Source organism: Paraliobacillus ryukyuensis (assembly GCF_003315295.1).
Classification (GTDB): Bacteria; Bacillota; Bacilli; order Bacillales; family Amphibacillaceae; genus Paraliobacillus; species Paraliobacillus ryukyuensis.
This window is the reverse complement of record NZ_QNRI01000003.1, coordinates 267,373-290,167: the sequence shown is the minus strand read 5'-3', so window position 1 is coordinate 290,167 and position 22,795 is coordinate 267,373. Positions and strand designations below refer to the sequence as shown.

At 37.1% G+C, this 22,795-nt stretch carries 20 protein-coding genes, 2 tRNA genes and 1 other annotated feature; of the genes, 8 read left to right on the top strand and 14 right to left on the bottom strand.

Features of this window, described 5'->3' with window-relative positions:
- The first annotated feature begins 47 nt into the window (after positions 1-47).
- The 4 genes from DES48_RS07580 (at position 48) to DES48_RS07565 (ending at position 4,543) form a co-directional block, all read left to right on the top strand.
- Positions 48-581, top strand: coding sequence for a YceI family protein (locus tag DES48_RS07580; protein WP_079710036.1), 534 nt, complete (start codon positions 48-50; stop codon positions 579-581).
- A gap of 124 nt (positions 582-705) precedes the next feature.
- Positions 706-2,187, top strand: coding sequence for a spore germination protein (locus tag DES48_RS07575; RefSeq protein ID WP_113868171.1), 1,482 nt, complete (start codon positions 706-708; stop codon positions 2,185-2,187).
- A 14-nt stretch (positions 2,188-2,201) separates the two neighbouring features.
- Complete coding sequence (locus DES48_RS07570; RefSeq protein WP_113868169.1) at positions 2,202-3,293, top strand: GerAB/ArcD/ProY family transporter; 1,092 nt, start codon at positions 2,202-2,204, stop codon at positions 3,291-3,293.
- Entirely contained in the window at positions 3,290-4,543 is a 1,254-nt protein-coding gene (locus DES48_RS07565; RefSeq protein WP_113868168.1) for a Ger(x)C family spore germination protein, read from the top strand. The genes DES48_RS07570 and DES48_RS07565 overlap by 4 nt, the downstream gene beginning before the upstream one ends.
- A gap of 588 nt (positions 4,544-5,131) precedes the next feature.
- Here the strand turns inward: DES48_RS07565 and DES48_RS07560 are convergent.
- Together DES48_RS07560 and DES48_RS07555 are read right to left on the bottom strand one after the other, a co-directional pair.
- Complete coding sequence (locus DES48_RS07560) at positions 5,132-5,689, bottom strand: TetR/AcrR family transcriptional regulator (protein WP_113868166.1); 558 nt, start codon at positions 5,687-5,689, stop codon at positions 5,132-5,134.
- On the bottom strand, positions 5,686-6,567 hold the full coding sequence (locus DES48_RS07555) for an SDR family oxidoreductase (protein ID WP_113868164.1): 882 nt from the start codon (positions 6,565-6,567) through the stop codon (positions 5,686-5,688). The genes DES48_RS07560 and DES48_RS07555 overlap by 4 nt, the downstream gene beginning before the upstream one ends.
- Before the next feature lie 282 nt (positions 6,568-6,849).
- Between DES48_RS07555 and DES48_RS07550 the strand changes: the two genes are divergently transcribed.
- On the top strand, positions 6,850-7,872 hold the full coding sequence (locus DES48_RS07550) for a helix-turn-helix domain-containing protein (RefSeq protein WP_113868162.1): 1,023 nt from the start codon (positions 6,850-6,852) through the stop codon (positions 7,870-7,872).
- Positions 7,873-7,964: 92 nt separating this feature from the next.
- Positions 7,965-8,759 carry an SDR family NAD(P)-dependent oxidoreductase gene (locus tag DES48_RS07545; protein WP_113868160.1) on the top strand — a complete coding sequence of 265 codons (795 nt, stop codon included), beginning with the start codon at positions 7,965-7,967 and terminating at the stop codon, positions 8,757-8,759.
- A gap of 152 nt (positions 8,760-8,911) precedes the next feature.
- Here DES48_RS07545 and DES48_RS07540 read toward each other — a convergent pair.
- Positions 8,912-8,984: transfer RNA gene (locus tag DES48_RS07540), tRNA-Arg, on the bottom strand.
- Positions 8,985-9,244: 260 nt separating this feature from the next.
- Between DES48_RS07540 and DES48_RS07535 the strand changes: the two genes are divergently transcribed.
- A complete protein-coding gene (locus DES48_RS07535; RefSeq protein WP_113868158.1) occupies positions 9,245-9,883 on the top strand; it encodes a deoxynucleoside kinase in 639 nt (212 codons plus the stop codon).
- Positions 9,883-10,557: a deoxynucleoside kinase gene (locus tag DES48_RS07530; RefSeq protein ID WP_079710044.1), complete on the top strand. Its 675-nt coding sequence runs from the start codon at positions 9,883-9,885 to the stop codon at positions 10,555-10,557. Before DES48_RS07535 ends, DES48_RS07530 begins: the two co-directional genes overlap by 1 nt.
- A gap of 63 nt (positions 10,558-10,620) precedes the next feature.
- On the opposite strand, the gene proC is transcribed toward DES48_RS07530, so the two are convergent.
- The 11 genes from proC to DES48_RS07470 form a co-directional block, all read right to left on the bottom strand.
- A complete protein-coding gene (gene proC / locus DES48_RS07525) occupies positions 10,621-11,433 on the bottom strand; it encodes a pyrroline-5-carboxylate reductase (RefSeq protein ID WP_113868155.1) in 813 nt (270 codons plus the stop codon).
- A gap of 88 nt (positions 11,434-11,521) precedes the next feature.
- Positions 11,522-12,889, bottom strand: coding sequence for an MBL fold metallo-hydrolase (locus DES48_RS07520; RefSeq protein ID WP_113868153.1), 1,368 nt, complete (start codon positions 12,887-12,889; stop codon positions 11,522-11,524).
- A gap of 72 nt (positions 12,890-12,961) precedes the next feature.
- Positions 12,962-14,296 (bottom strand): ABC transporter substrate-binding protein, encoded by a 1,335-nt coding sequence (locus DES48_RS07515; protein ID WP_113868151.1) that lies wholly within the window; start codon positions 14,294-14,296, stop codon positions 12,962-12,964.
- A 105-nt stretch (positions 14,297-14,401) separates the two neighbouring features.
- Positions 14,402-15,223 carry a carbohydrate ABC transporter permease gene (locus tag DES48_RS07510; RefSeq protein WP_113868149.1) on the bottom strand — a complete coding sequence of 274 codons (822 nt, stop codon included), beginning with the start codon at positions 15,221-15,223 and terminating at the stop codon, positions 14,402-14,404.
- 11 nt (positions 15,224-15,234) lie between these two features.
- Positions 15,235-16,128 carry a carbohydrate ABC transporter permease gene (locus DES48_RS07505; RefSeq protein ID WP_113868147.1) on the bottom strand — a complete coding sequence of 298 codons (894 nt, stop codon included), beginning with the start codon at positions 16,126-16,128 and terminating at the stop codon, positions 15,235-15,237.
- Positions 16,094-17,203: an ABC transporter ATP-binding protein gene (locus tag DES48_RS07500; RefSeq protein ID WP_113868145.1), complete on the bottom strand. Its 1,110-nt coding sequence runs from the start codon at positions 17,201-17,203 to the stop codon at positions 16,094-16,096. Before DES48_RS07500 ends, DES48_RS07505 begins: the two co-directional genes overlap by 35 nt.
- A gap of 271 nt (positions 17,204-17,474) precedes the next feature.
- A tRNA-Ser gene (locus DES48_RS07495) sits at positions 17,475-17,567 on the bottom strand.
- A gap of 62 nt (positions 17,568-17,629) precedes the next feature.
- Positions 17,630-18,904, bottom strand: coding sequence for a serine--tRNA ligase (gene serS, locus DES48_RS07490; protein ID WP_113868143.1), 1,275 nt, complete (start codon positions 18,902-18,904; stop codon positions 17,630-17,632).
- Between the two features lie 532 nt (positions 18,905-19,436).
- Positions 19,437-19,659: a binding site (T-box leader), on the bottom strand.
- 45 nt (positions 19,660-19,704) lie between these two features.
- Entirely contained in the window at positions 19,705-20,295 is a 591-nt protein-coding gene (gene pdxT, locus DES48_RS07480; RefSeq protein WP_113868138.1) for a pyridoxal 5'-phosphate synthase glutaminase subunit PdxT, read from the bottom strand.
- A gap of 24 nt (positions 20,296-20,319) precedes the next feature.
- Positions 20,320-21,204, bottom strand: a complete 885-nt coding sequence (gene pdxS, locus DES48_RS07475) for a pyridoxal 5'-phosphate synthase lyase subunit PdxS (protein ID WP_113868136.1) — start codon at positions 21,202-21,204, stop codon at positions 20,320-20,322.
- A gap of 157 nt (positions 21,205-21,361) precedes the next feature.
- On the bottom strand, positions 21,362-22,699 hold the full coding sequence (locus tag DES48_RS07470) for a D-alanyl-D-alanine carboxypeptidase family protein (RefSeq protein WP_113868134.1): 1,338 nt from the start codon (positions 22,697-22,699) through the stop codon (positions 21,362-21,364).
- Between the last annotated feature and the right edge of the window lie 96 nt (positions 22,700-22,795).

Below are 22,795 nucleotides of genomic sequence, written 5' to 3'. Positions count from 1 at the left end.
ACTCGGTTACATAAAGTAACTGTTTAATAACAAAGGAGGAGTATGCAATGACAAAACAAACATTTAACGTAGATCCGGCACACACAAGTATAGATTTCTCGGTGAAACACATGATGGTGTCAAAAGTAAAAGGAACATTTCATGATTTCCAAGTACAATTTGAGGCTGATCCAGAAGATCTTACAAACGCTGATATCGTATTTACGATTGATGCAAGTAGTGTAGACACACGTAATAAGGATCGTGATGGTCACATTAAAGGAGCTGATTTCTTTGATGTAGAGAATCATCCCAATATTGTATTTACATCAACGAACATAACAAAAAAATCAGAAGATGAATATGAAATTGCTGGTGATTTAACTATTCGTGAAGTGACAAATGCAGAAACATTTACCGTCACCTTCGAAGGACAAGGGCAAGACCCATGGGGTAACCAAGTCTTTGGCTTTAGTGCTGCCGGCGTTATCAATCGGGAAGCATATGGCTTAACCTATAATGCAACGCTAGAAACTGGTGGCGTATTGATTGGAAAAGAAGTTAAATTTAATGTTGAGTTAGAAGCAACGAAAAAAGCCTAAACTTATTTTTTTATGTAAGCATGACACATCTAAGTGTCATGCTTTTTTATTATGCTTTTTTTCTTAAAGTATAAAAAATACATTCTCTCACAAACTAGGTACAGCACTTCGTTGGAGGATAACTATGATTCAGTCAAAAAAGACGCGTAGTAAAAAAACAAATTCTAATAAAAAAACCGCTATAAATCCAAATACAAAAGAGCAAATTGAATCTTTGAAACAACTGTTTTCTGCTGAAATAAATAAAGATTTTTGTCATCGAACCGTATTTGTTAATTTTAATAAAAAAAATGCCTATTTGTTTTATTACTCATCCATTGTGAATAGCGATAAAATTGAACAAGCAATTGTGAGACCATTGTTAGAACATGACGGGGAAACCTACGAAAATGTCCTAACCAATGAAAGCTTTAAAATAATAGATACGTTAGAACAAGTAATTGACCATATTAACAGTGGGAAAGTGGTGATCTTTTCTGAAGGCGAAGCGGTTGCTTACTCTTTGGATGTCGCACAGTTTCAGCATCGTAATGTCAGTCCGTCTGCTAATGAAAGTGTTGTAAGAGGACCACAAGAGGCTTTTACCGAATCACTACACGTTAATATCTCTTTAATTCGAAAACAAATTCGAGACAAGCAATTAATTACGACAGCTTCTACCGTTGGAAAAAGGTCCAAACAAGATGTCACCCTTATCTATATTGCTGATTTAGTCAATAAAGAAGTACTACAGGACGTAGAAGAACGCTTACGAGATATTAATACAGATAATGTCCGAAATGTAGAGTTGTTAGAGCAATTTTTAGAAGAACGACCATATTCTATTTTTCCGAGTATCTATTATACCGAACGGCCTGATAATGCAGCTGCATACATTGAAGACGGACATATTGTGTTGTTAATGGATAGCTCTTCTGCCTGTCTGATTTTACCTGTCACATTTTTTACGTTTTTTCAAAGTCCTGAAGATCGTTATTCTCGGTTTATGTTTGGAAATTTTTCAAGAATTGTGCGAATAATTGGGTTTTACTTAACAACGATGATTTCTGCAACATATGTCGCTTTAGCAAACTATCATAGTGAAATGATTCCACTTGATTTAATGCTTGCGATTACCTCTTCACGAGAACGGGTTCCATTTCCATTAATCATTGAAGTATTAATTATGGAAGTTGCTTTTGAATTAATCCGCGAGGCTGGGATTCGAATTCCCTCTGCACTAGGACCTACCATTGGTATTGTTGGAGCATTGATTCTCGGCCAAGCTGCAGTAGAAGCTAATATCATTAGCCCGATTATTGTTATTGTATCTGCTTTATCTGGACTAACTTCTTTTGCTATCTCTGATGTAAGTCTTAACTATACGGTACGAATTACACGTTTTATGTTTATCATAGCAGCTGGTTTTATGGGAATGTTGACACTAATGGGGGCACTTCTATTGTGGATCATGTATGCTGCTTCATTAAAATCCTTTGGGGTGCCTTATCTATCGCCCGTGGCACCAACCTTTAGATCTCCTAAAGACACAATTTTTCGCAAAGCCATTCGGAATGAACACTTCCGTCCTGGTCAGCTACGGCCAAAAGATATGAGAAAGAAATAAAGTAGGTGTAAGGAATGAAACAAACAGATACATTAAAAACTGGAGAAATGTTTGCGATTCTGTCTATTCTGATTGCTACAAGAGCATCAGATTCAACGGCTAGTCTATTTACGCAAAAAACCCAAAATGCTTTTTGGTATGTACCATTTATTTCTCTGCTTGTTATTCTACCATCACTTTTCTTATTATTTTATTTATTAAAAAAATACCAGGATAAACATTTAATTGAAATGATGGAAACAGTTCTCGGGGGCTGGGGAAGTAAAATTATTGGCTTACTTATTTTTATTAGTGCTTTTTTATTAATGGGATTAGGTAATGAGAGTTATGTCTCTCAAATCAAAATATTATATTTTCCTGAAGCGCCTGGAATAACAATAGCGTTAATCTTTTTCATCGTAGTTTATTTTTCTGCTAAAAAAGGGTGGAAAGTTATTGGGTTCGTATCAAAAGTATTACTCCCATTTTTCTTACTCTCTTCGGTTGTTTTAATTGCTTTAATTTCTAATGATATCGTTGTTGATCGGATATTCCCATTTTTCGGAACTGGAATGCAAGATGTATTGTGGGAGGGTGTACGAAAAGGGTCGCTTTTTTACGAAGTTTTCCTTGTTACCATTGCCTATACTTCTTTTGAGAAAACAACTTATTTTCGTAAAGGTGTTATTATCGGATTGCTATTTTCCATTACTCAATTGATTACTTTCTTTTTTATTTATGCTACTACATATGATTATAACTCAATTGAAAAAATGTCTTTTCCATTTCATGATCTTACCCAATATGTAAACATCGGTAGTTTTATAACGAATATTGAAACATTCTTTATGGTTTTTTGGATTCTAGCGAGTTTTATTCGCTTCACCATTTACCTTTACATCATTACCTGGATATTTGCTAGTCTTTTTCATATTAAATATATCGAAAGTTTGCTGTTACCTATTGGTTTCTTCAATTTAATTATTAGTATTATACCAGAGAACGTAATTATGAATGAACTGGTATTTCGAGATGCTTTATTAAATTATACTACGCCATTACTCATTAGCTTTCCGGTTCTGTTATGGATCGTTGCTCTAGCGAAAGGAGATTTGAAGAAACAATGACATACAAGAAATTGATGGTTCTTTTCCTTTTCACCTTACCTTTGTTAACCAGTTGTTATGACAAAATAGAGCTAGAACAACAATCCTATGTTGTTGCACTTGGTATTGATAAAGGAGAGGATAAGGGGAGTTATACGTTTTCCTTTCAAATTGCTAACCCTGAAGTTGGGTCAACGATGGCTACTGCTGGTTCTAGTGAAGAACCGAAAGAGACAGTTAGTATTTTAGGCAGCGATATTATTACGGCAACCAGTTTAGCTAACTCATTTGTTACCAAAAAAATTATGTTAGACCATATGAAAATCATTGTCGTATCCGAAGAAGTAGCTAGATCAGAAGGTTTTATCCGCGTAATTCAATCTGCATCACGTATCCCACAAATCAGAGGAAGCGTTCAGATTGTTGTTAGTAAAGAACGCGCTTCCCAATTTTTAAAAAAAAACAAGCCAACCATGGAAACTCGACCACATAAGTATTTTCAATATATGTTACAACGAGCACAACAAACCGGGATAATACCTGACGCGGATATCCACCGTTTTTTTCAAATTACGGAAGGGGATGCTGATTTATTTTTAGCCATTTATGCCACCACAATGAAGGAAGAAAATAAAACAAACACAAAAAAAGACCACGATTATCTAGCGGGGGAAATCCCAAAACAAGGAGGAAATCCCACGCAATTCATGGGCTCTGCCGTTTTTAAAGAGGGCATGATGATCGACACACTTACCGGCGAAGATACGAGGTTATGCAATATATTGGACAAAACGGTCGACATGGATGAGTTGTTCGTAAGTTTTCCAGATCCTATTAAACCAACCTACCAAGTCGGCTTTAATTATGCTCAATCTTCCGAGCCAAAGGTGAATATTAATTATGATAATAAAGCTAATCACGCTTCCATTGATGTTGTCGTTCCATTTGAATTGGAAATAATCGCTATTCCTAGTATGGTTGATTATGCTTTAAACCAAGATGAACAAAATCAACTTATTCAGAAATTTGAACAAACCATTGAGGCTAAAACCAATCAATTAATTACCAAGTCCCAAGAAACCTATGGATCTGACCCATTCTACTGGTCCTTATATATTAGAAAGTTTTTTAAAGATGTACCAGCTTATGAAAAAGGGGATTGGAATAAAAAAATTTTTCCCAATGCTGCTATACATGTTGATTATCAATTAAAACGATTAACATTTGGGAAAATGATCAACGACTCTAAGATTGAAGAGGTGAGGGACTAGTATGTACTTATCGATCATCATTCTTTTATCACTTTATGTGGCTGGGCACTGTTATTTGTACGGGCGACATGAATGGAGAGCAAACGAAAACAAACAAGGGGGGATTGCGATAATGTGCTTGATCCCTTTTATCCTTCTCTCTCCATTTATCTATTATTTTTTTGGTTAGCAGGAGAAAATATCGTGTTACAATGCGATAAGCACATGCTTCAGATGCCTTGATTTATCAGGAAAAAAATACTCCAAACAAGGGCACCACATCCTAATAGTAATAATCAAAGCTCACTAATAATAGATTTCTTCTTTCTTGTTTTTATGGGTTTTTAGCAAAGTTAAAGCTATTACTACTTAAATTACATACCTTCTTACACTGTTAAAAGGGTTTAAGAGATAAAAAAAGTCTAATTCCCGAACGTTAGCAAGGAATTAGACAAGTGATTATCACCCAATTACACTGATTACTGAAACATTCTTTTCATGAATCGTATCTTTGTATCATAAAATAAAAAGCCGTTATGCTTGAAAAGTAATTAACTTACTAAACAAGGCTATGTGGAAGAATGTCGTATTCGATTGACTAAACCATCTCTAGCTCTTATGCGACATTATAACCGTAACAAATTGTTTCCAAATGGATAGAAGTTCGTCTTCATCTTCATGCAGAACACAATGTACGAGAAAACCTATAATTATGATGTCACACATATAAAGCCATTCTATATCGACTTGAAACATTTTCTGCAGTTCCCTTGAAACAGTATTTTCTTCAATAATTTGCTTTCGCATTGCTTGAAACTGCTTTTTATAGTTTTCATCTTGGAAGCATTTTGATATCCATAAAAACATGATTGCATGTGCTGATGACTTTTTCTTTGATGTTTTAATTAGATAATGTCCAAATTGATTGATATTTTCTTCAAATGACTGTTCCTTACAGTAAGAAAACTCTACAAGGCTATGATTTAAGGTATATAAAAATGTTTCTTTCATCAAGTCGTCAATATTGGAAAAGTAGTAATAAAAGGAGCCTTTACTACTTTGCGCCTGTTTAATCACCTTATTAATCGTTAGTTTTTCCAGGCCGTAATCCATAATTAGATCGATGGTTGCTTGTATGAGGTTTCGCTTTGTTTGACTACTCTTCATTCTTTTCCCTCTTGTTCAGTAACACTTTCAAAATAGGACTTTAAATCCATCTTACCATGAGGTTCAGCAACAACATCATGCGTCATCATATAAAAGAAAAATAGGAATAAATTATATTGCTTTTTATTGATCATTCTCAAAAATGGGAAGCTAAATTTAACTAGCCACTCAGGAACTGTAGTGACTTTTTCTTTTTTACTTACTACTTTTAAAGCTAATTCAGCTATCTCATAATAAGTGTAAACATTCGGTCCTCCAACCTTAATGGTGGAATTTTCTTTACCAAATGCAGAAACACATACATTAGCTAGGTCAGCTCCGTGAATGGGGTTCATTTTATTCAAACCTTTCCCAAGTAGAAAAACTCTTCCCTTTCTAGCCATGGCTAAAAATTCAGTCATGTCAGAGTAATACCCTGTTGGATTAATTATAATATGCGGAATAGAACTATGCTTCAGTTCATTGGTAAAGCTCTGCTTTGCTTTAATCAAAGTAGACGGACATCGCTCAGCTCCATGGACATTAATATACATAAAGCGTTGAACTTTACTTCGTTCTGCTTCTCTTAACAAATTAAGATTCCCTTTAAAATCTACATCCATGAAAGTTAAATTATCCTTTTGTTTTGTTATCCCTACTGAAGAAAAAACGAAATCAACATCTGAGCATACATCTTGAATTGTTTCTGGTCTAGTAACCTCTCCGACCACAACTTCATCAACAAAATCATAGACAGAAGGAGAAGCATAGGGGCCTTCTTGATTTAACTTATTTTTTGATCTCACCAACACTTTTACATAATATCCTTTTTGTTTTAATGCTTTTACAACATATCGTCCTAGATAACCAGTAGCACCCGCAACTAATACTCTTTCCATTACTTATCCACTCCATTCTACAGACTATTTGGTCTAATATTATTGTAGACCAAATAGTCTAAAAAAACAATCATAAATCTTATTTTTATTATGTATTGTGGAAACTAAGAGGCAACTTCCCTTTGCATTGCTCCTTTTTTATAAGTTGGCGTAGTTAGCAAGTGTTTTGTCGCCATTTGCTAGTTACAAAGCATTGTTGAAACGTTACTATTAAATTATGTAGTTAGCAAAGAAAGATGCGCTTAAACCACTAATGTAAATAGATAAAGGAGGACGATTGGTATGGCGTTCTATACCTCTAATCGTATAAAAGTTCCTGCAGGATTTTGGACAGGATTACGTCAATTGGGAATATTTCCTCACGAGGTAGTTCGAAAAGCAAAATTGCCTATTTCTATTGTTTCTGATCCCGTTGTCACCACATCTCAATATTTTGCAATCTGGCAAGCTTATTCGGAGCTCATGGATGACACTGCCAAGGGAATTATCAAGCTTGCGACATCTTTTGAAACAGACCACTTCCCTCCGACTGTCTTAGCTACTTACCACGCTCGTGACTATCGTGATGCTTTAAATCGAATGGTCAAGTACAAAAAACTATGTCCACCTGAAAGCTTACATATTACTGAGGAAGATGAACATTGTACAATTGAAATAAAAACAGTACATAGCGATCAACCCGGTCTGTCCATATTAATTGGCATTACGTTGGCATTTCTTCTTGAATTGGGACGTCGAGGGACAGGCCAACCTTTGACAGCAGAGTTAGTTGAATTTTCTTCCCATTCCTTTGGGGATCTGGAGATACTTGAAGATTACTTCGGCTGTCGAATTCAAGCCGGTACAAACTGTAATAGATTAACGTTACACCGAGCAGATCTGGATCGTCCCTTTTTCTCGTATAATGCAGAATTACTAGAGATACTGACTCCCCTACTGGAACAGTCATTGAATGAGCAACCACGCAGCTCTTCCCTTACGGAAACGGTCAAGTGCATTATGAAACTTAACTTAGCAGGAGGTCGGCCTGACATTCATACTATAGCAAGCGAGTTAGGGGTAAGCGATCGTACCTTACAGCGGAGACTTACTGAAGAGGAAACAAGCTTCAAGCATTTATTAGGAAAAGTTCGACATGAGCAGGCAAGAGAATACCTTGCAGACCCGTCACTACATATTAAAGAGGTCGCCTTTTTGGTTGGATATGAAGACCAAAATTCATTTTTCCGCGCCTTTCACATTTGGGAAGGTGCTACCCCTTTAAAATGGCGTAGGGAACATCTCGGTACAAAATTGATAAATTGACTAGTTCACTTTTCAATCCTGTATGATCAGCAGGATGATGTGAATAGAACTAAAAAAAGGAATATATCTCAAAATAAAAGGAGCAATGTATGATGGATATGGAATTAAAAAATAAAACAGCTTTAGTCACTGGTTCAACAAAAGGGATTGGTAAAGCAATTGCAATGGAACTTGCAAAAGAGGGTGTTCATGTTTTAATTAATGGACGAAATGACGAAAAGGTAGAAAACACCGTAAATGAAATTAAGTTAAAGTTCCCTGATAGTTTTCCTGAAAATGCTACTGCCGATATTGTAAATAGTCAACAAAGGGAAGCATTATTAATAAAACATCCACAAATTGATATTTTAGTTAACAATATGGGGATTTATGAAATGATGAAGTATGAGGACATTGAAGATGAAATATGGGAAAAGTATATTCGTACTAATGTTCTTGCCGCAAATGGACTATCTAAATTTTACTTACCTAAAATGTTAAAAAATAATTTTGGTCGAATTATCTTTATTGCGAGTGAAGAAGCAGTTATGCCATCGGGACAAATGCCTCAATATTGTATGACAAAATCAATGCTATTATCATTGTCAAAAAGCCTATCTAAATTAACAATAGGAAAAGAAGTTACAGTCAATACCGTCTTGCCGGGACCAACACTCTCTGAAAATGTCCATCAAATTATTGAAGGAATGTATCCGAACGAAGATATGACTTTTTCCGCAAAGGAGAAAGACTTTATGATTAAAAATCTACCTCAATCTGAAATTCAACGATTTATCAAGCCAGATGAAATAGGTAGATTAACGACCTTTTTATGTAGCCCTTATGCTTCCGCTTTTAAAGGTTCTCCCATTCGCATGGATGGCGGCATGGTACCAACTATTTTCTAGTACTTTTTCCCTTACTCACCTCACAAGGTGAGTAAGGTTTTTTAATGGTTTTGAATTCAAGGGTTTGCAATCGGTTTGCAGTTTTGGATTTTTAACATAATCACCATTTTTAACCACGTCTATAAACCTTGTTATACCAACGTTTTATTAGATGGCCCCAGCAGGATTCGAACCTGCGACGCATGGTTTAGGAAACCAACGCTCTATCCCCTGAGCTATGGAGCCAGAATAGCAAATTAAGATTCTTTATAATTAAACTATTTTTTATTATACAAGAGGCTGGTGGATTTTTCAAAATAAGAGGCAAAAGACATGGAATTGTCAAATGATAACATTAATTACATACACTAATTCTCTGTCTATTAAGTCAAAATATGATAGAATATGGATTGGCTTCATTTACTTTTACGAAACCAATTACTAGTTAGCTAATCATTAATTAGAGGATACAATTGTTGCCACATGTTTTATTGGAGGGGAATCATATGCAGCATACACCGTTTATCGCCGTAGAAGGGCCTATTGGTGTTGGAAAAACATCGCTATCAAAAAAAATAGCGGCACATTTTGATGTCGATTTGTTACAAGAAATTGTAGAAGAAAATCCATTCTTAGGGAAGTTTTATGATAATATTGAAGAATGGAGTTTCCAAACGGAAATGTTCTTTTTATGCAATCGGTTTAAACAATTAGAAGATATTGAGAAATATTACTTGGCAAAGGGAAAGCCTGTAGTGGCTGATTACCATATTTCAAAGAATATGATTTTTGCAAAGCGTACCTTAAAGCCTGGTCAATTTAAAAAATACGAACAAATTTATCATATATTAACGAACGATATGCCGAAGCCAAATATGATGATTTATTTAGATGCAAGTTTGGATACATTATTGCATCGCATTTCCTTGCGTGGAAGAGATGTAGAAAAAAACATTAAAGCTTCTTATTTGCAGCAATTAAAACAAGACTATCAAACGTTCATGGAACAGTTTGAAGCACAACACCCAGATATACCGGTGATTCGGATTGATGGCGATAACGTAGATTTTATCAAACACCAAGATGATTTAAATACAATTATTACCCTTGTGGAGCAGCAATTACAAAAAGGAGCTATGAAATAATGAATTTACGAGAAAAATACCAGATTCCTCACGATAGTGTCATCACCATTGCTGGTACAGTAGGTGTAGGAAAGTCAACAATGACAAACGCGTTAGCGAATGCTTTGAATTTTCGTACGTCACTAGAAAAAGTCGATACCAACCCTTATTTAGATAAATTTTATGCTGATTTCGAACGATGGAGTTTTCATTTGCAAATCTATTTCTTAGCGGAACGTTTTAAAGAGCAAAAGCGTATTTTTGAATACGGTGGCGGTTTTATTCAAGATCGTTCGATTTATGAAGATACAGGGATTTTTGCTAAAATGCATTACGACAAAGGGAACATGACACCTACAGACTATGACACATATAGCAGTTTATTTGAATCAATGGTCATGACGCCATATTTCCCACACCCTGACTTATTAATCTATTTAGAAGGTTCGTTTGATGATGTGATTAGTCGTATTAAACAACGTGGGCGTCCAATGGAACAGCAAACACCACTAAGTTATTGGAAAGAGATGCATGAACGTTATGAGCACTGGATTAATAGCTTCAATGCCTGTCCAATTTTGCGAATCAATATTGCAGACTATGATATTGTACATGATCAAAGTTCAGTAGAATCGGTGCTAGAAAAAGTAGGCCATTTCATTCAACAGTCTCGTAAATGGCAAGTAAGACAGTAGACAGCAACAAAATTAAACTACCCCTCATTGTGTTAATCAACTGTAACACAATGAGGGGTATTATTATGCTTTCCCTAATTCTTCTGAACGCTTAATTGCTGCTTCAATGGCTGCTTCGATTGTTTCTGGTAAGTGATGATCGTATAACGCTTCGACCGCACGCTGCGTCACGCCATTAGGACTTGTAATATTCTTACGTAATTGCGTTGGGGTCTCTTCTGTTTGCTGAAGCATCTCAGCTACCCCAAGAATCGTCTGGTAAATGAGTTCCTTCGCTTTCGTTGCTTCTAACCCTTTTTTTGCTGCTACTTCTTGCATTGCTTCAACCATATAATAAAAGTAAGCCGGTCCACTCCCAGATAAAGCGGTCACCACGTGCATGTCATCTTCTTCAACAACTGTCACTGTTCCAACCGTTTCAAATAGTTTTTTAGTCTGTTCCAGTTGCTGTTCGGTTACATATTCCCCAACAGTTATCGCAGTTGCACCATAACCAATGGTTGACGATGTATTAGGCATCGTACGGATAATCGGAACATTCATCGTCAATGTATCATGAAAAACGGTAATCGGTGTTCCTGCGAGTACGGAAATCAACACTTGTGATCCGGTTAGATGGGGCCTTACTTCCGCTAAAGCGGTTTGGATATCTTTGGGTTTCATCGCAAAAACAACCGCATCTGCATCCGTTACTGCTTGTTCAATTGATTGCGTTGTTTGCACTTGATAATTGCTTGCTAAAGCTTGTAATCGTGCTTGGTTTGATTTATTCGTCACTACAATTTGTTCAGGTTTTACGATGTTAGCTTTTACAATTCCAGCAATTAATGCCTCTGCCATAGCACCTGCGCCTAGAAAAACTATTTTTTCAAACATGCCGATTCCTCCAAATATACGTTTGTTCTATTATAATAAAAAAATCCTATACTGTCGCCCCCGTTGCACAGATAGGATACTATTTTCTTTAGATTTTATTTAATGTTCCATCATTATAAACATACGTTGCTTTTGCTGGTAAAAACACCGCTTGCTCGGGATTATTTGGGATAACTAGCTCTGGATAATGACTATGCCAAGGAACCAACAATCTTGGTTGTATTGCATCAATAAGTGCTAAGATATCGGATTGAGTTGCATGTCCAGACACATTGACGGATTGATAGATCAAACCAAGCTGTTCTAATAAGCCCAATAGTGCGTGATAATTTAGATCGAAAGCACCCAATGGTATACCATTTGAATGGAAATAGAGTGCCCCTTGCACTTCCAAATCCAATAAATCAGTAATTCGGTCAAAGCTATTTTGTACAAAATACGTCGCAGGTGCTTTGTTTATTTGAGTTGCATTCACAATGGGATAGCGATCCATTAAATCTTGTTCCCATACAGTCAATGTTTCTCGGCTTGGTACAAGAATTGCAAATTGCTTATCACTAGCAAATCGATCTGCTAAATGAGCAGTTGCAAGTTCAAAAACAACGGTTCGTTTCGTACGATTCCCTACATCAATCATGTGCTCAATTCGATCTAAATTTCGGTGATATATATTGAAGACTGCTAAGCGGTCATGTGCGTTTAATTTTTCAGCTATAAAAGACGCGATTTCTTTTTCGGACTGAACTCTTGTTTGATCAGCAGTCGATTCTTCTTCTGTATGCGGACGGAATGATGTACCTTCCAATAGCAGCAAATCAATCGTATAATCTTGCATCGCTTTTATTAATGTTTGATTATATTCTGGATGCTGTCCATGCATGCGAATATCACCAGAATATAAAACCGTTAAGTCAGGTGTTTCTACAAGCATTGCCATGGACCCATATGCATCATGATCGGTTTGAAATGGCGTTACTTTGATGGCACCTATATGTAGCGGTTCTTGATAATTAATCCCCGTGTAGTCTCTTTGTTTCGTTAGTCCTTCTCCGATTTTTTCTAATTGGTGAAAGTAGGCTTTGCTCTCTTTAGATAGATAGACTGGAATTTGTGGAGCAATCGTATCCATGGCACCAATATGATCTAAATGTAGGTGTGAAATAAAAACGGCTGTATTTAGCTCTGTCTCCTCAAAAGCTTTAAGCGGCTCAAATGCATACACTCCTGCTTGAATATCTTCTTGTTGATAAATGCCATCGATCATCGGAATAGCATTTAATTGCAATTGATCACTAACATATTTACTTGCTCGTTGTTTTGTCTGGATAATCGTTGTGCTAGGATCGTATACCAAGCCAAAATCAAAGATCACGCGATCGTTACCATATTTTATTTCAGCTATATTTCCCCCTATCGTACGAAGCCCACCCCAGAATGTTATCGTTGTTTGATTCATTTTTGTCCCTCCTGCTAGTTAAACTATTCTAATAGAAAAAGGCAGGGAGACCCTGCCTCACTCTAATGGCGTTTATTGTTGAAGTTCCTCATTCGCTTGTTCTTGTGCATCGGACAGACCTTCTTCTACTGTCTTTTCATCTAGTAAAATCTTGTCTAACTCTTCCAGTACGATATTACGTACAGCATCTCCACCTTGTACACGAGCAATAAAGAACCCGGTATCAAACTGTTTTGGACCTGCTTCATAAGCTGGATTTTCTTCTACATATGCTTGGTAATCTTCTGTTTCTTGTGCAGAGTAACGAACTGGTAAGTAACCAGATTGCATTGCCCAATCTGCACTTACTTCAGGACTTGTTAGGTATTTCATAAATTGCCAAGCTGCTTCTTGTTCTGCTGTTTCGGCTTGATTGAACATCACAATGTCATTACCAGCAAATGTAGTAGCTGCTTCACCGTCTAATGTTGGCATCGTTGTTGCAGACCATTCAATATTTCCTTCAGCTGCTGAAGCTACGTGCGGAATTCCAGCGGAAGAACCGATGTACATTGCCACATCCCCACGTCCAAATGGATTAGACATATAATTATCTTCTCCAGCAGTGCGTGCAATACCTTCATCAATCATATCTTTAATCATAGTCATTGCTTGCACACCTTCTTTAGAACCAAATTTAGCTTCATGGGTTTCTTTATCAATGTAAGTACCGCCCATTTGTTTTAGGATTGCTTGGAATTCAGATTCATATGAATTCTCAAAGCCCATTCCTACTATCCCGTCACCCGTTACTGTTTCTGCAATATTTCGTACATCTTCCCATGTTTTTGGTGCTTCTAATCCATTCTCTTCTAACATTGTTGTGTTATAAAAAAGGATTCGGGTACTTTTACTAAAAGGTAAGCTATAGTAAGTGCCATCCCATTGGCTTGATTGCTTGAACACATCTACATAATCATTTAATTCCTCATCAGATAGACCAATTTCACTATCTTCAATAAAATCATTTAATGGTGCAACAAAATCATTCGCAATATATTCGGGAATAACATTTGTTACTGCTTGTGATAATGTTGGTAAATTTCCTGCTTTAGCAGCAGCCATCACTTTTTGTTCTAAGTCATCATAACTACCTTGGTTAACTGGTTTTACTGTAATGTTTTCGTGTTCGCTATTGAAATCTTCCACAAACCCGTTGATTGCTTCTTCATGCGGCCCACTCATTGCATGCCAGAATTCAATTTCTACTGGCTCAGCCGTTTCTTCTGATGAAGTATCTTCTGTAGTTGCATCTGATTCAGCATCTGCAGATGTTTCTTTACTATTATCTGTGTTGTTTCCTCCACAAGCTACAAGTAAGAATAAAAAGAATAAACCTGCTAAACTTAGCAATAGATTTTTTTTCATGAAATATTTCCCCCTCGGTTAAATGATTAATTTGGATTTGGAATAACAATTGGCTAGCAAACGACCTACCTTTTGTTTCGCACCACCTCCTAAAATAGCTGATTACTAACCTTTCAATCCAGACCTTGCGACACCAGCAATAATATATTTCTGCATAATAAAGAACAGTATTAACATTGGTACAACGACCATTGTCGAAGCTGCCATCAGTAATTCATATTTAATACCAGCTTCTGTTGTAAAGGCAGATAACCCAACAGGTAATGTTCGTAGTTCTTGTGAATTGGTGACAATTAATGGCCACAAGAATGCATTCCAACTATTAATAATTTTTAATAATGCAACTGTTATTAATGCTGGTTTAGCTAAGGGGACCATAACATACCACAAGAAACGAAACTCACTACAGCCATCCACTTTAGCTGCAAAGGATAGTTCTTTTGGGACCCCTAAGAAAAATTGACGCAATAAGAAAATGGCAAATACGCTTGCTGTCCAAGGAACGATTAATGCTTGATAGGTATCAATCCATCCTAAATTGGACAAAGTAACAAAGTTTGGAATCAACAATACTTCTCCAGGGACCATCATTGTTCCTAATAACACAGCGAAAATAATATTTTTTCCAAAAAAATTAATTCGAGAAAAAGCATACGCTGCTAAAATCGTTGTAACTAATTCTCCAATTGTACTGATAACAGTAACAATTAAACTATTCACAAAGTAACGATCAAATGGTGCTACAGCTAAAGCTTCGGTAAAATTATCCCAATTCAGTTCAGAAGGAATCCAAACGGGCGGCATTGCCATTACTTCGTTTGGTGCTTTTAAGGATGTACTAAGCATCCAAACAAAAGGCAATAACATAAATACTGCACCAATAGCGAGTAAGATATAAATAGTTGATTTAGATAGTGCGGAACGCATCGAATTCCTCCTTATTGATAGTGAACAAATTTTCTCCCGATAATTAATTGAATGATCGTAAATAAGAAGACGATGATAAATAACACAAAGGCAGCTGCAGATGCTAACCCAAATTCCCACTCTTCATAGAATTTTTGATAAACATAATACACAACGGTTAATGCACTGTTGGCCGGACCTGGTTTCCCGTTAAATAAGGCAAATATTTCATCAAACACTTTAAAAGCATTAATGATCGAGATAATTGACACGAAAAACATCGTTGGTGATAACAATGGCAATGTCACACTCTTGAAGCGATGCCAAGCGGAAGCTCCATCAACCTTTGCAGCTAAATAATATTGTTCATTCACACTTTGTAAACCCGCTAAGAAAATGATGATGTTAAAGCCTAACCCTTTCCAGATGCTCAAAATGATTAAAGCGGGCATTGCAAATGTCGGATCAGTAAGCCAATCAATTGGATCAACTCCAAACCAACCGAGGAAATAATTCAATAAACCATAGTCAGAATGGAAGATCCAACTCCAAACAATCGCTACGGCAACGACCGATGTTACAAAAGGTAAAAAATAAATGGTACGAAACAAACCAGAAAATTTTATTTTACTATTAAGTAATATCGCAATTGCTAAGGATAAGATGATAGATATTGGAACAACACCAATCACAAAGATCACGGTATTTTGTAGAGCTTGAATAAAATTGGGATCTTGGAATAGCTCAATAAAATTACTAAATCCACGTTCATTGATAATGTTCTTAAAAAAATCATAATTCGTGTAGAAGCTCATTAAGAAAGACTTAACAATCGGATAGATATTAAACGTAACAAGGATTAACAGCGCTGGTAACAAGTATAGAAGAGCTTTAAGCGTGCTTTTCCAAGTTGGCTTGAGCATCATTGTCATTTCCTCCTCTGAGTCGTTCACCTGTTTTCGGATCAAAATAATGTACCTCTTGTGGTTCAATCGCTAAGCTGCATCGATCTCCCACTCGAAGTCGACTTTTTGGATCGACTAATGCTCGAACAGTCACGTCACCTAGTTGCAAGCGAATCAACGTATCTCTTCCGATGGTCTCCATATGAATGATTTCGCCAGAGAATAACCCCTCTTCTTCAGGTACAGTGTATAAATCTTCTGGTCGTAAGCCCATTTGGAACGCTTCATGGGTTTGCCATTTCATACTTGGTAATTCCAATGTCTGACTAGAACCTTGAATCACATAGGTATTGTTTTCAGTTTTATGTAATGTTAAGAAATTAATTGGAGGATTACCAAGAAAGCTGGCAGCAAAAATGTTTTCTGGTTTTCGATACATTTGCTGTGGTGCATTCTCTTGTTGTAACACCCCATTATTCATAAGCATGACACGATCAGAAATACTTAATGCTTCTTCTTGGTCATGCGTCACAAATACGGCGGTGATACCAACCTCTTGTTGTATCCTTCTAATTTCTTCGCGCATTTCGAGACGTAATCTTGCATCTAAATTAGACAAAGGTTCATCTAGTAATAATAGTTTTGGTTTTTTGACGAGTGCACGAGCAATTGCCACTCGTTGTTGCTGCCCACCTGATAGCTGGGCAGGCTTACGATCAAGCAAGTGATCAATTTGAACAAGTTTCGCCATTTCCATCACTTGTTGGATTGCTTCTTTTTTTGGTACCTTTTGCATTTTTAGTGGGAACATAATATTTTTTAATACGGAAAGATGCGGATATAAAGCATAGTTTTGAAAAACCATGCCAATTCCTCTTTTTTCAGCATCCATTGTTGTTACCTTTTCATCACCAAAATATATATCACCAGCTGTTGGTTTATATAAGCCAGACAAAAGCATTAAAGTCGTACTTTTACCACAACCGCTAGGTCCCAATAAAGAAACGAGTTCTCCGTCCTTAATTGTTGTTGTAATGCTATCAACAGCAGTAGTATCGTTAAACTGCATGGTTAATTGATCTAAATGTACATCCATCTTGTTTCCTCCCCATCACACTGCTTGTCTTACAAATGCTATGCTAACAAATGAATGTAAAAAGAGAATGAAAGTACTGTAAATATTTAGTTTACAATATTTACTTTTTGTAAATGACATGGTATGTTATAATCTTGCGTAAATTACGGAAATTGATAGGTACAGATGAGGAAATGCGTGGGTTTTCTAAACAAAAAAACAGGAATCACTACCAATAGGTAATGATTCCTGTTGTTTCATTTATTATTTCATCATTTTTTATGTATAAGAATGGCGGAGGAGGAGGGATTCGAACCCCCGCGGGCCGTGAAGCCCCTGTCGGTTTTCAAGACCGATCCCTTCAGCCGGACTTGGGTACTCCTCCAAAACTGACGACAAAATTTATAATATCAGCTATTCTTATATATGTCAATAATATTTACGAATTTATTTAATTTCTGTTTTCCCACCCATGTATGGCTGTAATACTTCAGGAATTTGAATACTACCATCCGCTTGTTGATAGTTCTCCATGATCGCAGCAACGGTACGCCCAATCGCTAACCCAGATCCGTTCAATGTATGAACAAATTCTGGTTTTGCTTTTTCTTCACGACGGAAACGAATACCTGCTCGACGTGCTTGAAAGTCTTCAAAATTAGAACAAGAAGAGATCTCACGATACGTATCATTGCTTGGCATCCAAACTTCAATATCGTATTTTTTCGCTGCGGTAAAGCCTAAGTCAGCCGTACACATACTCATCACACGATAAGGTAATTTCAATAATTGTAATACTTTTTCTGCATGTCCTGTTAGTTCTTCTAATACCTCGTAAGAATCTTCTGGTTTAACAAATTGCACTAACTCTACTTTATTAAATTGGTGTTGGCGAATTAATCCACGTGTATCACGACCAGCAGATCCTGCCTCAGAACGGAAAGATGCACTAAATGCAACAAATTTTTGTGGTAGATTATTAGCTGTTAAAATATCATCACGATAATAATTCGTTACTGGTACTTCAGCTGTTGGAACTAAGAAATACTCCCAATCTTGAATCTTAAACGCATCTTCTTCAAATTTAGGTAATTGACCAGTTCCTGTCATACTTGTGCGATTCACCATATATGGTGGTAGTAATTCTTGATAGTCGTGTTCATCGGCATGAAGATCCATCATAAAGTTAAGTAAAGCGCGTTCTAATCTTGCTCCTAAACCTTTATAAAATACAAAACGGCTTCCTGTTACTTTTGCTGCTCGTTCAAAATCCAAAATATCTAAATTCGTCGCTAGATCCCAATGTGCTTGCTGCGCAAATGCAGGCGCTGTTACTTCTCCCCAGCTACGAACCTCTACATTGTCCTCCTCCGTTTCACCAATTGGAGTAGATTCATGTGGAATGTTTGGGATAGAGAGAAGTAGTGTTTCTAATCTTTCCTCTACTTCTTTTAATTCGGTATCAATGGTTTTAATTTGATCACCGACTTCTCGCATTTCACGAATCATATCATCGGCATCTTTCTTTTCTTTTTTCAAGGCAGCTATTTCTTTTGACACTTCATTTCGTTTCGCTTTTAATTCTTCCGTTTCAGCGATTAATTGACGTCTGCGTTGGTCAAGTTCACCAAACGCATCTAAATCAGATAGGTCTTCGCCTCGATACTTTAACTTTTCTTTTACTTCGTCAAAATTATTACGTAAACGTTTGATATCTAACATAAGTTTATGCCTCCATTTTTTTCTGGTTCTCTGTCAAATGTGGTGGTGCAATTTTTACTCCATCATCTCTTTTATTACACTTACATTATTCATCATACTTGTACCTGAACCGCAGGGGAAATATACGCGCTTTCCTCGGGCACGGCACTTGGTAAAGAAAATCACTTAACCAAGTGGATCTTCGGACGCGTGGGACTGCGATTACTCGTCCCATCGAAAACATTTGCTATTCCCGTAGGAGTCTCGCATATGTCCTCTGCTAAGGTACTTTTATAATAAGATGTTTCTTATCTCTTGACACCCCAGTATCTTCTTTTTCAATCGCTCAAAACGCTTAATGCCCTAAGATATGCATTTCGTCACTTTTATTGTGTTGTTCACACCCTCAATATATCCATTATTAAAGAGAGGGGTTGCGTGTATTTTTTTCTTCGAGGGAAGCTTTGAGAAATCAAGGGATACCACCACATTTAGTATAGAGCCTTTTTTCTTTTCACGTGAAACAAACAAAAAACCCCCGCCCCTAAACAACATTAGGGACGAGAGTTTTTCCCGCGATACCACCCTGATTGAAAAAAGGCACAGCCTTTCTTCCAGCTTCATTATTCGATAACGGCTTATGACGGTAAACCGGGTATGTTTTCAGCCACATACCACTCCAGGATGGATTCACAGTGTTCTTTCACTGATTCGCACCGACCATCAGCTCTCTTCGGAAAGAAATATCTGTTACTAGTTCCCTTCAATGCTTTATTTGTTCATCTCACAACTTATTTTGTACTATCATAACGAAAACTATCTTAAGATGCAAGATGTTTTTGTGATTCTTCAACCATTTTAACAAAATATGCTGTTAACCTGTAATCATCGGTTAACTCAGGATGAAACGCACTACATAAGTAATGTCCTTCCCGAGCTGCAACGATTCTGTCTTGATCGGTTGCTAATACTTCTACATTCGGACCTACTTCTACAATATAGGGAGCTCGAATAAATACTGCTTCAAAGTCATCGGCAATGTCTTTGATTGGTAATATAGCCTCGAACGATTCACGTTGTCTACCAAATGCATTTCGTTCGACTTTGATATCCATTAGCCCTAAATGTGCAGCTGGCTGGCCAACGATTTCTTTCGCTAACAAGATCAAACCAGCGCAAGTCCCAAAAATCGGTTTTCCTGCTTGACCAAATTGTTGTAAAGGTTCTAAGAAGCCATATTGATTGATTAAACGACGCATAGTGGTACTTTCACCACCCGGTAAGATAAGCCCGTCTATTTCTGCTAACTGCTCTTTCTTTTTCACAACGATAGCTTCTCCTTGTGCTGCTTCAATCGAGCGAACATGCTCCCTTACTGCACCTTGTAAGCCTAACACGCCTATTTTCACCATAACATATCCCTTCCTTACTTCAGCTTACCAACCACGGTCTTGCATGCGTTGTTCAGGTGCAATTGTACTAATTTCGATTCCTTTCATTGCTGTACCAATTCCTTTGGATACTTTCGCAATTAATTCATAATCGTCATAATGTGTTGTTGCTTCCACGATCGCTTTTGCAAATTTAGCTGGTTCATCTGATTTAAAAATACCTGAACCAACAAAAACCCCATCTGCACCTAGTTGCATCATTAAGGCGGCATCAGCTGGTGTTGCTACACCCCCAGCAGCAAAGTTAACGACAGGTAAACGACCGTTTTCTTTAATAGCTACGAGCACGTGATAAGGTGCGCCTAATTCTTTTGCGTACGTCATGATCTCATCCTCTGACATGCCTATCAATTTACGCACCTGTCCGTTTACTTCACGCATATGTCGTACTGCTTCGACTATATTACCTGTTCCAGGCTCTCCTTTGGTACGCAACATAGACGCACCTTCGCCAATCCGACGAGCCGCTTCGCCTAAATCACGGCAACCACAAACAAACGGAATCGTGTAGTCTTTTTTATTTAAATGATATACTTCATCGGCCGGAGTTAATACCTCACTTTCATCAATATAATCAACACCCATTGATTCTAATACACGAGCTTCTACTATATGTCCAATCCGCGCTTTTGCCATCACTGGAATCGATACCGCGTTCATTACTTCTTCCACGATGGTCGGATCTGCCATTCGAGCTACGCCACCAGCGGCACGAATATCAGAAGGTACACGCTCTAAAGCCATAACAGCTACGGCTCCCGCTTCTTCGGCAATCTTGGCCTGTTCTGCGTTAACGACGTCCATAATGACGCCACCTTTTTGCATCTCTGCCATGCCCCGTTTAACTCTATCTGTCCCTACATTTGCCATGAAATTCATCCCCCTATTTATGTTTAACACGTTTATTATGCAACATTGTATACCATTCGTGTGCCAACGTGCAAGTTAATCGCTACCAAACTGGTCGGAATAAGCGATTTTTAAAAAAAGGAATTGCCCAGAAGACAATTCCTTTTACGTTATGATATTAAGAGAACCAGCCGACCACGGTATCTTTTACACTTGTAAAGATATTACCAAAAAAGTCGCCAATCGCTCCAAGTGCTAGCATAAACCAATTTGATTTTTCTACTGCAGTAGTAGCGACTAAGTCAACCGATTGTTTTTGACCATCTCCAGTAATGTAACCATTAGCTTTGGAGCCAGTATAAATCAATTCCATTGTTCCAACAACTTGTCCTTTTTCAACTGGAGCAATAAGATTACCATCTTCATCTAATAAATCTTCGTTCAAACGGTAGTTCACACTGTATGCTTCTTCTTCTCCATTTTTCACTGTAGCAGTAATCGCATTTTTACTTTCTACTTCGACAGTATCTTCTTTTCCTTTGGATACATTTAACGTTGATTCATCTTCTATTTGATAGCCAGCTGGATACAGTTCTTGTTTAGAGAACTGATTAAAACCGTAATCCATTAATTTCTTTGTTTGTTCAAAACGTGCACCGATGCTATCTGTTTTCATTACAACAGAAATTAACCGACGACCATCTCGTTCAGCTGTTCCGGTAAAGGTATAGCCCGCTGCATCCGTATGTCCTGTTTTCAGTCCGTCAATGCCCTCGTAATAGTACTGTGCGAAGTTATCGTTGTTCCAAGGTAACATCCAATTCCAGTTTTGGGTCGTGCGTCCATCTAGTTCGTCTGTTAGCTGACTAGAATATTCCAATGATTCTGGATAATCATTTACTAAATGATATGCTAATAATGCTGCAGCACGTGCAGAAAGTAAATTGTCTGCATTCGGATCTGTTCCTGCAGGATGATCTTCACCTAAGTCACTATTTGATAAACCTGTCGTATTAACAAATTCATATTCTTTCATACCTAGCTCTTCGGCTTTTTGATTCATCATTTTAACGAATTCGCCTTCGCTACCAGCAATTAATTCTGCTAAAGCAATACTTGCTGCATTATCAGAGTTTATTGCCATCGCTTCATACAAATCTTTGACTGTATATTGCTTGTCCTGACGCAATCCAATTCCAGATGATGAACTATCACCAGAAATACGGTAAGCATAATTACTAATACCTGTTTCGGTTTCCCAAGTAATCGTTTCATTTTTAATTGCTTCCATCGTAAGGTATTCCGTCATCATTTTAGTCATACTTGCAGGTGGCAATTTTATATCAGCATTTTTAGCAAAAAGAATTTGCCCTGTTTCTCCATCAATTAATATCGCTGATTCAGCCTTTAAATCAAGATCAGCTGCTGCAACTTGCAAAGGCGAGAAACCGATGGAAGTCAGGAAAATGACAAAAGCAAATACAAAATACACGGATGTCTTTATTCTACGTTTCAACCTTCTATACCTCCAAATTTTTAATACATACAAAATATTTTATCATATCCTATCGAAAAGTGGAATGTACTTTTGTACCAGAATGGCATGAGAAGA

Coding starts and splice junctions, on each gene's coding strand:
- DES48_RS07580 (WP_079710036.1), top strand. CDS start 48: ATGACAAAACAAACATTTAACGTAGATCCGGCACACACAAGTATAGAT.
- DES48_RS07575 (WP_113868171.1), top strand. CDS start 706: ATGATTCAGTCAAAAAAGACGCGTAGTAAAAAAACAAATTCTAATAAA.
- DES48_RS07570 (WP_113868169.1), top strand. CDS start 2,202: ATGAAACAAACAGATACATTAAAAACTGGAGAAATGTTTGCGATTCTG.
- DES48_RS07565 (WP_113868168.1), top strand. CDS start 3,290: ATGACATACAAGAAATTGATGGTTCTTTTCCTTTTCACCTTACCTTTG.
- DES48_RS07560 (WP_113868166.1), bottom strand. CDS start 5,689: ATGAAGAGTAGTCAAACAAAGCGAAACCTCATACAAGCAACCATCGAT.
- DES48_RS07555 (WP_113868164.1), bottom strand. CDS start 6,567: ATGGAAAGAGTATTAGTTGCGGGTGCTACTGGTTATCTAGGACGATAT.
- DES48_RS07550 (WP_113868162.1), top strand. CDS start 6,850: ATGGCGTTCTATACCTCTAATCGTATAAAAGTTCCTGCAGGATTTTGG.
- DES48_RS07545 (WP_113868160.1), top strand. CDS start 7,965: ATGGATATGGAATTAAAAAATAAAACAGCTTTAGTCACTGGTTCAACA.
- DES48_RS07535 (WP_113868158.1), top strand. CDS start 9,245: ATGCAGCATACACCGTTTATCGCCGTAGAAGGGCCTATTGGTGTTGGA.
- DES48_RS07530 (WP_079710044.1), top strand. CDS start 9,883: ATGAATTTACGAGAAAAATACCAGATTCCTCACGATAGTGTCATCACC.
- proC (WP_113868155.1), bottom strand. CDS start 11,433: ATGTTTGAAAAAATAGTTTTTCTAGGCGCAGGTGCTATGGCAGAGGCA.
- DES48_RS07520 (WP_113868153.1), bottom strand. CDS start 12,889: ATGAATCAAACAACGATAACATTCTGGGGTGGGCTTCGTACGATAGGG.
- DES48_RS07515 (WP_113868151.1), bottom strand. CDS start 14,296: ATGAAAAAAAATCTATTGCTAAGTTTAGCAGGTTTATTCTTTTTATTC.
- DES48_RS07510 (WP_113868149.1), bottom strand. CDS start 15,223: ATGCGTTCCGCACTATCTAAATCAACTATTTATATCTTACTCGCTATT.
- DES48_RS07505 (WP_113868147.1), bottom strand. CDS start 16,128: ATGATGCTCAAGCCAACTTGGAAAAGCACGCTTAAAGCTCTTCTATAC.
- DES48_RS07500 (WP_113868145.1), bottom strand. CDS start 17,203: ATGGATGTACATTTAGATCAATTAACCATGCAGTTTAACGATACTACT.
- serS (WP_113868143.1), bottom strand. CDS start 18,904: ATGTTAGATATCAAACGTTTACGTAATAATTTTGACGAAGTAAAAGAA.
- pdxT (WP_113868138.1), bottom strand. CDS start 20,295: ATGGTGAAAATAGGCGTGTTAGGCTTACAAGGTGCAGTAAGGGAGCAT.
- pdxS (WP_113868136.1), bottom strand. CDS start 21,204: ATGGCAAATGTAGGGACAGATAGAGTTAAACGGGGCATGGCAGAGATG.